Source organism: Lysinibacter cavernae, assembly GCF_011758565.1.
Taxonomy (GTDB): Bacteria; Actinomycetota; Actinomycetes; order Actinomycetales; family Microbacteriaceae; genus Lysinibacter; species Lysinibacter cavernae.
The window spans coordinates 1,422,986-1,434,337 of record NZ_JAAMOX010000001.1 but is presented as its reverse complement, the minus strand read 5'-3'; the positions used below and the strand labels follow the sequence as shown (position 1 = coordinate 1,434,337).

Sequence of the window (11,352 nt, the reverse complement as noted above, 5' to 3'; positions counted from 1 at the left end):
CGGATGCGACACCCGCACCGACCGCTTAGACTTGACAGGGACCCGCACTCAGACGGTGTAGGAGGTACAGCTTGCCCAATCCTTGGCTCGCGTTACGACGGGGAGAATCTGCGCGCGAACGGCGCCGCTTGCTCGTCCGCGCGCACGAAAATGCCGTGACCGGCGAGACGCTTCCCGATGGCATTCGCGACGTTGTCAGGGAATCGTGGCAGCGTTCGCTTGGCACAGCGCTTGACCCCGAGCTTGTTCCTTCTACCAATATCTGGGAGCGCGATCAGCTCGAAGACTACCGCCGCACGCATCCGCTGCAGAGCATCATGCCGGTAATTCAGCGGCTCCTGATTGAGGATGCCGAAGAGGCAGGCCTCATCGTTGCCGTCGGCGACTCGGCTGGCCGCCTGCTCTGGATCGACGGCGACGACGAACTGCGCAGCCAAGCAGAAGGCATGAACTTCGTGGCTGGAGCCGACTGGTCTGAGGCGGTGGTTGGGATGAGCGCGCCAGGAACCGCGATCGAACTCAACCACGGCATCCAGGTGCTTGGTGCCGAACACTTCAATCGTTGGGCGCACCAGTGGAGCTGCACCGCCGTTCCCGTGCACGATCCTGTCACCAAAGCGCTGCTTGGGGTCATCGACATCACGGGCGGCGACGAGGTTGTTGCGCCGCATACCCTCCAGTTGGTTGAGGCGACGGTTGCGGCGGTTGAGGCCGAGCTGCGCATCCAGACCCTCCGAAACGACATGGTGCGAGCGCAGGCCCGCCGCGGCCAGGGCGGTTCAAGCGACCGCAGACCCGTCAAGGGCACCGGTATCACGCGGCTCAACGTGCTCGGGCGTGAACGCGGCGAGCTCTACGTTGGCACCGAGTTCATCGAGCTCAGCCGTAGGCACGCCGAGATTCTCACGTTGCTTGCCTGGAACGAAAGCGGGCTCTCCGCCGAGCGGCTCTCGCAGCTCCTCTACGGACGCGACGACGGCGCCCTCACCCTCCGCGCCGAGATGGTGCGGCTGCGCGCGGTGCTCAAAGGCATCGATCCAACCCTCGCCCCGCTTTCCCGGCCGTATCGGCTTCCGCGCACCATCACCCTTGATGTTCGTGACGTGCTCTCTGCCCTCGGTCGTGGCGCGCACCGGCTTGCGCTCGCCGCGTATCCAGGAGTGCTGCTGCCAGAATCCGAGGCCCCTGGCATCGCCGATATCCGGGCTGAGGTTTCTCAGACGCTCCGCGAGGCACTCCTGACCGACGCCTCTATTGACGTGCTGATGGCATACGTGCAAACTCCGGTTGGCGCGGATGACCGTCAGGCCTGGGAGACCTGCCTTCGCTTGCTGCCAGCGCGCTCGCCGAAGCGCGCCCACGTGCTCTCACGCCTCGAGATGATGGACGCGAGCGCCTAGCGCCCGCGCCCTGATCTTGCTCTGAGGTTTCCCGTACCTCGCCCCTGACGGTCCCCGTACCTCGCCCCACGCTCGCCCTACAGGTCGAAGCCGGCGCAGATTGGTCGCAAATCCACTCATAGCGAGCGTTTTGGGTGTATCTGCGACTAATCTGTGACTACTCTGGGTCGTGCTGGTTCGAGGAATCGGAGGCCGGGGCTGAGGTCGCGGTCGCCGTGGCCGCAGCCGCCGTAACCCTTGCGGTGGCAGTTGCCATATGCAGCGCCATTGCGGAGGCCGCGGCATCCGCGTCGCCCGATGCGATCGCCGAGAGGACGGCCTCGTGCTCTGCGGTCGCGATCTCGGCGGCGTCAGTATCATGGACAGCCCGGTCGTTGTAAACGCGCAGGAGCGACCGTGCGACCTGGAGCAGGTCAACGAGCATCCCGTTGCCGGCCGCCTGTGAGAGTGCGTTATGGAAATCGAGGTCTGCTTTTGCGAATGCGGTCAGGTCGTGAGTCGACGCCCGCATCCGGCTGAGCGTCTTTTCGATCTTGTGTATTTCGGCGTCGCCCGCGCGGGAAGCGGCCAGCCTGGCTACATAGATTTCGAGCCCTGAACGCAGTTCAAGCAGCTCTGCCGTGTTGTGCTCGCCGATGAGCATGCCCCAGCTGAGGGTCTGGGGGAGGAGGTCGCTTGCGGTGCCGCGCAGATAGGTGCCTGACCCTGGGCGCACGTCAACGATCCCGAGGATTTCGAGGGCTGCGAGTGCCTCACGCACGGCGGAACGGCCAACGCCAAGCGTGGTAGCAAGTTGGCGCTCAGGAGGAAGCCTCCGGCCGGCAGCTATCGAGCCGCCGGTGAAGAGATCCAGCAGGCGGCGGGCGACTTCCGAGACGGGCGAACCGGAGGGGAGCGCCCCAAGCGCTGCGGTGATTTCGTCCGAACGGTCATCGGCAAAGGCTGGCATGTCATCAGCATAGCGCCGAGGGGAGCGTCGGGGATGCGTTGCCAACGGCATCCAATATCGATTGCTAACCGGTCAACCGGTTGCTAGGCTGATGCGTGATAGAGCGACTATCGACAACGTGACAACGAAGGCAATACAGGAGAACACTATGATCGGGCTCAGCACCTACGCCTTCTTCTGGCAGCTCTCCGAACGAGCGCCAGTCAGGCTGACTCTCACCGGTGCCCTCGAAGCGACGCGCGAACTCGGGATCTCGCTCATTCAGATCTGCGACTATCCGGCGCTCGACACGATGACCGACGCCGAGCTCAGCGATCTTGCCGAGGCGGCCAATGACCTTGGGATATCCATCGAGCTCGGCACGCGAGGCATAGAGCCCCGGCGGCTTGATCGATTCCTTCACCTCGCACAAGCCCTCGACGCCAAGCTCGTGCGCAGCATGCTGCCTGGCCTCGACACTCCAGAAGAAATCGCCACAGCCGCTGCCAGCCTGAGCGGCTCAGTCGCTGCCTACGAACGCGCCAGTGTGACACTTGCGCTCGAAACCTACGAACAGGTCTCGACAGTAGACCTCGTGCAACTCGTGAACGAAGTGGGGAGCGACCAGCTTGGCATCTGCCTCGACCCCGCAAACGTTGTCGCTCGCCTTGAACTGCCTCGCGACTGCGTCGAGAGGAGCGCGGCGCTCGTCAAAAACGTCCATTCGAAAGACTTCCGATTTGCCAGGCAAGACGGCTGGGTCGGGTTCACCTACAGTGGCGCCCCACTCGGCACAGGACTCCACGACTACCAACACCTACTCGCAACCGTTCAGCCTCGGGAACGGGGCATCAACGAGATTGTCGAGCACTGGCTGCCGTGGCAGCAAAGCCCAGAACTGACCATCCAGACGGAACGGGAATGGACCCGTGACGCAATCGCCTACCTGAGGAGCACAGAATGAAGCCAACAACAGAAACCCTTCGCATCGCCGTCATCGGAGCCGGCGGCAAGATGGGCACGCGCGTCTCAAATAATCTTGCCAAGACTGACTACGCCGTCGCCTATGTCGAGAACTCGCCGGCTGGCCGGCAACGGGTGCGCGACGCCGGGAGGAGCCTCAGCGAAACATCCGAGGCCGTAGCTGACGCAGACATCGTTGTGCTTGCCGTTCCCGACCTCGCGCTTGCCGCGGTCAGCGCGCAGATCGTGCCGCAGCTCCCATCCGGCAGCATCGTGCTGACGCTGGACCCGGCTGCGGCCTACGCGGGGCTCTTGGCTGTTCGGGACGACGTCATCCAGGCCGTCGCTCACCCGTGCCACCCCTCGGTGTTTCTTGAGCGCACAACCAAAGAGGAATGGGCAGACACCTTTGGCGGGATCGCTGCTCCCCAGGACGCCATCGCCGCAATCGAGTCCGACGATGCAGACAAGAAACGCATCGTCGAAGAAACCGTGCGAGCGATCTATGCGCCCGTCATTGATGTGCACTGGGTCACCATCAAGCAGCTCGCGCAACTTGAGCCGACGCTCGTTGAAACGGTTGCCTGCATGATCGGCGCGCTGCTCAACGAAGCGCTCGACGAGGCCATCAACACCATGGGGATTCCAGAAGCAGCTGCGCGCAGCATCCTGTACGGGCACACGCAGGTCGCGCTCGCCAACGGGCTGCGCGGCGATAATCCCTTCAGTGACGCCTGCCTCATCGCAATGGATTACGGTCGCGAACGCATCATCAAGGATGATTGGAAAAAGATCTTCCGCGACGACGAGCTCGACGCGAACCTGGCCCGTATGCTTCACCTTGACCACATCGAGCGCTGAGAGGCGACCATGACACGCTTGCACACGAAGACGACCCTCATCACCGGGGCAGGCACCGGGATTGGCCTCGCGGTCGCTCAGCGTTTTGCGAACGAGGGTGCCAGGGTGATCCTCGCCGATCGCAACGAGGCCGCTGCGTTGGCCGCGGCCTCCGCAATCGGATCGCTCGCCCGTGCCGTCGTGATGGATATCTCTGACGAGTCGTCGGTCGCGGATGCCTTCGCGTCGCTTGGGGCCGACGGGTGGGCACCGGATGTTGTTGTCGCGAACGCCGGGGTTCAGCTCTTTGGCGAAGATGCCCCCGCGGCCGAACTCGACCTCGACGTCTGGAAACGCACGCTCGACATCAATCTCACCGGCACCTTCCTCACCGTCAAGCACGCCGTCCGGTCGATGCTTGCCAACGGCCCTGGCTCGATTATCCTGACGGGAAGCCCAACCGGAATCAACGGCGAGGGGCGCGATTTCACCGCGTACAGCGCGACGAAGGCCGGCATCCACGGGCTCACGCGAACGGTGGCAGCCGCCTACGCCGCCGACGGCATTCGCGTGAACACGGTTGTACCCGCCTACACCGAGACGAGCCTCGTCACCTCAATTACGAGCGACCCAGAGGCGCGGTCGGCAATCATCGGGCGAATCCCGCTTGGCAGGGCCGGCTCGCCCGCCGACATCGAGGGCATCATGGTGTACCTCGCCTCGGACGATGGCGCGTTTGCCACCGGCGGCCTGTTTGCCGTTGACGGGGGCATGACCACGCTGTGAACGACTCCTGGGATGCGCTGAGAGGGCCGGCTCGCCTGTGGGAGGCAGCCGGCTGGTCCATCGAGGTCAGGGGCGACGAGCTGGCCGCAATCAGCTGGGAGGGCCGGCCCGTTCTCCGCAGCATCAGGGCTGTCGTGCGCGACGAAGATTGGAACACCGCCGAGACCGTCGTTGAGCGAGTTGTTGAGCGAATTGTTGAGCGAATTGTTGAGACCGAAGCCGAAGTGGCAACGTTGACGCTGCACATTCGTGCCGAAGGGTTCGGGGCGCAGCTGCACGGGTTGCTTGAGGTGCGAGCCGAGCCCGGCGCGCTGACGGTCAGGCTGCGGCTTGAGACCCCGACGCCGTATCGCACCAACCGCACAGGGCTCGTCGCGTTGCACTCGCCAGCGCTGGCAGGAACTCCCATGACCGTTGAGCACCAGAACGGCACGGCCGAGCAGCGCGTCTTTCCGATGAGTGTCGCCCCTCATCAGCCAGCGGCGGATATCGAGGGGCTTGCCTGGCAGCACGAGGGTCTCGCTATTCGGATGCGCTTTGCCGGCGATCTCTTTGAGATGGAGGACCAGCGGAACTGGACCGATGCCTCCTACAAAACGTATAACAGGCCGCTGTCGTTACCGTTTCCGTATCTGCTCGATGCCGCGTCGGCGGTGGAACAAGAAATTGCCGTGACGGTAGCCTCCGTCGATCAGCGCTCAGCAACAACAGAATTGGCAGCGACCCAACGGCGACGGCCGGGTGCGGGAGACCCTTCGCCGATCGAGCTAGGTCAGGTCACCTTGTTTCCCGCACTCGACGTTGGAGCCTCGACGGCACCAGACCCGGCCCCAGCTGCCAGCGTTCGGGCCGAGGCCGTGCTCGTTGAACTCGATCTCGGAACGAACAGCTGGCAGGCGGCGCTGCAGCGGGCGGGCGGGCAACGGGCGGGCGGGCAACGGGCAGGCGAGCAACGGGCGGGCGGGCAGAACATCCCGCTCGACGTGCGCATCACTGCGGATGCCGGAGCCGACCTCGCCCCGGTTGTCTCGGCCCTCCGCAACCGAGCGGTCGCCCGTATCGCCGTCTTCGACGCGCAGACGCACGTCACTGAGCGGCAAGCAACCGCATCGCTCAGGCGGCTCCTTCGCAACGCGGGAATGACGGTGCCCGTGCTCTCTGGCGCCCGCTCGCACTTCACCGAGCTCAACAGGGAGCAGTCGCGCCTGCCAACGGACACCGACGGGGTGACCTTCGCGATCACACCGCTGTTCCATTCAGGCTCCACCTATCAGCTGGTGGAATCGATTCCCATGCAGCGGTTGGTGGCTGAGGATGCGGTGCGCATCGCCGGCGGGCGTCCCGTTCACATCGGCCCGGTGACGCTTCGGTCGCGGTTCAATAATGTTGCGACTGCGACTGCGACTGCGGCAGGAACGGCAACAGCAACTGCGGACCTCATGGCGTCGACGGAAACCAACCTTGTCGCCGGATACGGGGCCACGCTGACCGGCCTCGCCGACGCACGCCAGCAGGCAGAACCGCTTGCCGCCTGGCTCGTTGCGAGCGCGATTGCCTGTGCCATTCCCGGCGTGGAATCACTCACGTACTTTGAGCAGTGGGGCGAGCGAGGGCTGCTGCTCGCCGATGGAACGCCGACCCCGGGGCTTGCCGCCTTTGACGTTCTCCAATCGCTCAGAGGCAAATCAATCGTTTCAGGGCGAACCGGCGACGACCTCGTCTGGGCAATCGTCACCGGCGATAACGAGACGGTCGTTGTGGCGAATCTGGATACCGTGCCGCGGACGGTATCACTGTCGGCAGGCATCAGCGAAAACGTGACCATCCCGCCGGAGAGCTGGAAACGCGTCCGCGGCAGGTGAGTCGGCCCGCAACCCGGTTGCAACCCCACGGCAGCTAGTCTGATGCCACCCCAGCCAGGGGTACCCCTGACATCGTCGTCGAAGGAGACATCATGACCGTGTATTCGGCCCCAGGAACCCCCGGTTCCCTCATCACGTTTAAGCCCCGCTACGAGCACTGGATTGGTGGCGAATGGGTTGCCCCCGTGAAGGGGCAGTACTTTGAAGACATCTCGCCGGTCAACGGCAAGCCCTTCACCGAAGTAGCGCGTGGCACGGCAGAAGACATCGACGCGGCCCTCGACGCCGCACACAAGGCAGCGCCGGCGTGGGGAAAGACCACCGCGGCCGAGCGCGCTGCCGTGCTGCACCGCATCGCCGACCGCATCGAAGCCAACCTTGAGATGCTGGCCGTGGCCGAAACATGGGACAACGGCAAGTCCATTCGCGAGCCGCTCAACGCCGACCTTCCGCTCGCCGCTGATCACTTCCGTTACTTCGCAAGCCTCATCAGGGCCCAAGAGGGTGAGTTTACGCAGATCGACAACAACACGGTTGCGTACCACTTTGCTGAGCCGCTCGGCGTTGTTGGGCAGATCATCCCGTGGAACTTCCCTATTCTGATGGCGGTCTGGAAACTGGCCCCCGCACTGGCCGGCGGAAACACCGTCGTGCTCAAGCCAGCGGAGCAGACGCCCGTCAGCATCCTTGTGCTCATCGAGTTGCTTGCCGACATCCTGCCGCCAGGGGTGGTCAACGTTGTGAACGGCTTCGGCGTTGAAGCAGGAAAGCCGCTCGCATCGAGCCCGCGCATCCGCAAGATTGCGTTCACCGGCGAGACAACAACGGGTCGGCTCATCCTGCAATATGCGAGCGCCAACATCATCCCGAGCACCGTTGAGCTTGGCGGCAAGAGCCCCAACATCGTATTTGAGTCGGTCGCCGAGAAGAACGACGCGTTCTACGACAAAGCCCAAGAAGGATTCACCCTCTTTGCCTTCAACCAGGGCGAGGTGTGCACCTGCCCGTCGAGGTCGCTTATCCAGAAGTCGATCTACGATTCGTTCCTCGGCGACGCCATCGAGCGCACCAAGAAGGCTGTGCAGGGCAACCCGCTCGACACCAACACGCAGGTGGGAGCCCAGGCTTCCAACGACCAGCTTGAGAAGATTCTCAGCTACATCGATATTGGCAAGCAGGAGGGCGCAAAACTGCTGCTGGGCGGCGAGCGAGTTGACCTCGGCGGCGACCTCAGCGGCGGCTACTACGTTGCGCCAACAATTTTCGAGGGACAGAACAAGATGCGCCTGTTCCAGGAGGAGATCTTCGGGCCGGTTGTTGCCGTCACCAGCTTCACCGATTACGACGACGCCATCTCACTCGCAAACGACACCCTCTACGGGCTCGGGGCCGGCGTGTGGTCGCGCAACGGCAACGAGGCCTACCGGGCCGGCCGCGACATCCAGGCAGGGCGCGTGTGGGTGAATAATTACCACGCGTATCCAGCTGGCGCTGCCTTTGGTGGGTACAAGAGCTCCGGCATCGGCCGCGAGAACAACAAGCTCGCGCTCGATCACTACCAGCAGACAAAGAACCTGCTGGTGAGCTACAGCGAAACCGCGCAGGGCTTCTTCTAAGTCGCTCAGGTTTACCTGACAGCGTCTCGCGTCTGGGGCCCAAGTAGGGCGAAGGAGTTTTGTTTTCCCTCTGGGAACTCCTTGCCTACCTTGGGCCCCACACGCGTATGCTGGCACACAACGGAGGAAATCATGAACGATACCGTGGCGGCGCTGACCGCAACCGTGACCATCGAGGGAGAAACCGAACCCCGCGTGGCGTTCACCCAAGAGGCCCTTGAGCTGGTGCTGCAATTGCGTGACCAGCACGGGCCCCTCATGTTTCATCAGTCTGGCGGATGCTGCGACGGGAGCTCGCCCATGTGCTATCCGCTTGGTGATTTCATCACGAGCGATGCCGATGTACTGCTGGGGGAGTTTGCGGTGGCATCGGATACCGACTCGCTCCCGATTCCGTTTTACATGTCAACCGAGCAATTCGCGTACTGGAAGCACACCTTTTTGACGGTTGATGTTGTGCCCGGCAGGGGTAGCGGATTTTCGCTCGAAGCACCTGAGGGCAAACGGTTTCTCATTCGTTCGCGCCTCATGGAGTCCTAGCTGCCGCGCTACCAACGCCCAACGAGATGCGGGTTTGATGAACGTAGGTTCAATTAGCGCAGCGCGAGCACAAAGGGCAGCACCGCTGAGGCTCCAGCGTCGCGAAGCGTCTTTGCGCAGACCGTGAGGGTCCATCGACTGTCGGAGGCGTCGTCGACGAGCAGCACCGGTTTGCCCGCGAACGGGGCGAGCGCCTCAGCCAACTCTGGTCCAACGCTGAACCTGTTCCAGACGTTGGCGAGGCGGAAGGCGCTGTTGCCGCCTGGCTCGCCAGTAGGGCCGCCGTTGGCGAAAGAGAGTTCACCAAGGTACGGCAGCTTTCCGATTGTGGCGAGCCCCGTCGCGGTCGACCGAACAAGCTGGGGGTGGCTGCGCGAGGGGATGCTGATGACCGCGGCTGGGCGTTCGGCCCAGTCCCACTGCGAGAGCACGGTGACGCAGGCCCTGAGCATCTGCTCGCTCGCTGGCGCATCGGGAGTTCCCTGCGCAAAGAGGCTGCGGAGCGTGCCGCCCCAGCCGAGGTCTGTGAGTCTCGCAAGGGCCCTGCCTTCTGACATGCGCTGGGCGGGAGGGATATTGCCCCGCAGCGGCTTGCTGCCCTCAACATCGCTCGAGATTCCGTCGCTTGGGATTTTGTTGTTAACAACGCCGAGCTTATCCATGCCGCTTGGCCATTGCGCGCGAGGTTCAAGCAGCACGCCAACCCTGTTGAGGGAGTCGCTAGCGGCCGCCGCGGCGTCGCCGGTGACATCGGTGGGATACCAGGGGCCAGCGCAGCGGTCGCACCTGCCGCAAGCGGCGGCCGTTGAATCGTCGAGTGAGCGCTGCAAGAACTCCATGCGGCATTCGTTGGTGCGTTCGTATTCGAGCATCGATTGTTGCTCGGCCACGCGCTCGGCGGCGATGCGCATGTAGCGCTCGCTGTCGTAGACCCACGGCTGGCCGGTGGCCACCCATCCACCCTGAACCCGCCGCACGGCGCCGTCAACATCGAGCACCTTGAGGAGCAGTTCGAGCGGGGTGCGGCGCAGGTTGACCTGGGCCTCCAGCGCGGGTGTCGAAAGCGGAGCCTCGCTCGTCTGCAGCGCCGAGATGACAGCGGATGCCCTCGCTTCGTCTGGCATTGAGGCGGTGGCGAAGTACTGCCAGATGGCTTCGTCTTCGGTGCCAGGCAGCAAGAGTACGTCGGCGTGTTCCGTTGCTCTTCCGGCTCGGCCGACCTGCTGATAATAGGCAACCGGCGAGGACGGGGCCCCGAGGTGGACGACAAATCCGAGGTCTGGTTTATCAAAACCCATGCCGAGGGCGCTCGTTGCAACAAGGGCTTTCACCTCGTTGTTTTTCAGCTTTGCTTCGAGCGCTTCTCGGTCGGCTGGGTCGGTCTGGCCGGTGTAGGCGCGGACCTCGTGGCCGGCATCGCGCAGCAGCCTCGCGGTGTCTTCGGCTGCCGAAACGGTCAGTGAGTAGATGATGCCGCTGCCCGGCAACTCGTTGATGTGGCTGAGGAGCCACGCCAGGCGGGCCTTGGAATCTGGCAGGGTGAGCACGCCGAGGCGAAGTGAGGCCCGTGCCAGCGGTCCACGTATCGTCAGTACGTCTACCGGCGCCCCGGAATCGCTCATGCCAACCTGCTCGGCGACGTCGGTCACCACTCGGGTATTCGCGGTCGCCGTGGTGGCGAGCACGGGAACCCCCTGCGGCATCTGGGCGATGAGGTCGCGAAGGCGTCGATAGTCTGGGCGGAAATCGTGGCCCCAGTCGGAGATGCAGTGGGCCTCATCAACCACCAGCAGCCCAACCCTGCGGATGAGCTCCGGCAGGCTTGTGTCGCGAAACTTGGGGTTGTTCAGACGCTCGGGGGACACCAGGAGCACATCGACCTCGTCGGCATCGAGCGCGCGGACGACATCGTCCCATTCGTGGGCGTTTGCCGAGTTGATTGACATGGCTCGCACGCCGGCCTTTGCCGCGGAGGCAACCTGGTCGCGCATGAGCGCGAGCAGCGGGGACACCAGGATGGTCGGGCCTGCCCCGCGCTGGCGAAGCAGCAGGGTCGCCACAAAGTAGACAGCCGATTTGCCCCACCCGGTGCGCTGCACAACAAGGGCGCGCCTTCGGTCGTCGACGAGGGCGCTGATGGCCTCGAACTGGCCGTCATGAAACACCGCGTTGGGATTGCCAACGAGCCGCTGCAGGATGGCGAGGGCCTCGGCATGGGTCGAGCTCAAGCCGCTGGTTTGGGTGGGGGATGCTGGCACTGATTCCGTCATCCAGCCAGTGTGGCACAGGCCTCCGACAACCAGCCGGGCCCCCTCCGCCTCTCGGCCCCTCCACCCCCTCGTGGGGTGCGTTCGTGCTCGTGGGGCGCGAAATATTGCACCCCACGAGCAATATTGCACCCCACGAGCTGAGAAAGA

At 63.9% G+C, this 11,352-nt stretch carries 9 protein-coding genes; 7 read left to right on the top strand and 2 right to left on the bottom strand.

The features are described from left to right. The first annotated feature begins 71 nt into the window (after nucleotides 1-71). Nucleotides 72-1,400: a sigma-54-dependent transcriptional regulator family protein gene (locus FHX76_RS06445; protein WP_167149028.1), complete on the top strand. Its 1,329-nt coding sequence runs from the start codon at nucleotides 72-74 to the stop codon at nucleotides 1,398-1,400. A 157-nt stretch (nucleotides 1,401-1,557) separates the two neighbouring features. Here FHX76_RS06445 and FHX76_RS06440 read toward each other — a convergent pair whose 3' ends face one another. Beyond that, nucleotides 1,558-2,349, bottom strand: a complete 792-nt coding sequence (locus FHX76_RS06440) for a FadR/GntR family transcriptional regulator (protein WP_167149027.1) — start codon at nucleotides 2,347-2,349, stop codon at nucleotides 1,558-1,560. 148 nt (nucleotides 2,350-2,497) lie between these two features. Between FHX76_RS06440 and FHX76_RS06435 the strand changes: the two genes are divergently transcribed. The 6 genes from FHX76_RS06435 to FHX76_RS06410 all read left to right on the top strand — a co-directional run bounded on the left by FHX76_RS06435 (nucleotide 2,498) and on the right by FHX76_RS06410 (nucleotide 8,935). Further along, entirely contained in the window at nucleotides 2,498-3,292 is a 795-nt protein-coding gene (locus FHX76_RS06435; RefSeq protein ID WP_167149025.1) for a sugar phosphate isomerase/epimerase family protein, read from the top strand. Then, on the top strand, nucleotides 3,289-4,152 hold the full coding sequence (locus tag FHX76_RS06430) for a phosphogluconate dehydrogenase C-terminal domain-containing protein (protein WP_167149023.1): 864 nt from the start codon (nucleotides 3,289-3,291) through the stop codon (nucleotides 4,150-4,152). The genes FHX76_RS06435 and FHX76_RS06430 overlap by 4 nt, the downstream gene beginning before the upstream one ends. A 9-nt stretch (nucleotides 4,153-4,161) precedes the next feature. After that, complete coding sequence (locus FHX76_RS06425; protein WP_167149021.1) at nucleotides 4,162-4,917, top strand: SDR family NAD(P)-dependent oxidoreductase; 756 nt, start codon at nucleotides 4,162-4,164, stop codon at nucleotides 4,915-4,917. Further along, the gene (locus tag FHX76_RS06420; RefSeq protein ID WP_167149019.1) at nucleotides 4,914-6,779 is read left to right on the top strand and encodes a D-apionate lactonase family protein; all 1,866 of its coding nucleotides are present in this window, start codon (nucleotides 4,914-4,916) and stop codon (nucleotides 6,777-6,779) included. The genes FHX76_RS06425 and FHX76_RS06420 overlap by 4 nt, the downstream gene beginning before the upstream one ends. Before the next feature lie 92 nt (nucleotides 6,780-6,871). Next, nucleotides 6,872-8,395, top strand: coding sequence for an acetaldehyde dehydrogenase ExaC (gene exaC, locus FHX76_RS06415; RefSeq protein WP_167149017.1), 1,524 nt, complete (start codon nucleotides 6,872-6,874; stop codon nucleotides 8,393-8,395). Between the two features lie 132 nt (nucleotides 8,396-8,527). After that, a complete protein-coding gene (locus tag FHX76_RS06410) occupies nucleotides 8,528-8,935 on the top strand; it encodes a DUF779 domain-containing protein (protein WP_167149015.1) in 408 nt (135 codons plus the stop codon). Nucleotides 8,936-8,988: 53 nt separating this feature from the next. Here FHX76_RS06410 and FHX76_RS06405 read toward each other — a convergent pair whose 3' ends face one another. Beyond that, the gene (locus FHX76_RS06405) at nucleotides 8,989-11,205 is read right to left on the bottom strand and encodes a RecQ family ATP-dependent DNA helicase (RefSeq protein WP_167149013.1); all 2,217 of its coding nucleotides are present in this window, start codon (nucleotides 11,203-11,205) and stop codon (nucleotides 8,989-8,991) included. Nucleotides 11,206-11,352: the final 147 nt, after the last annotated feature.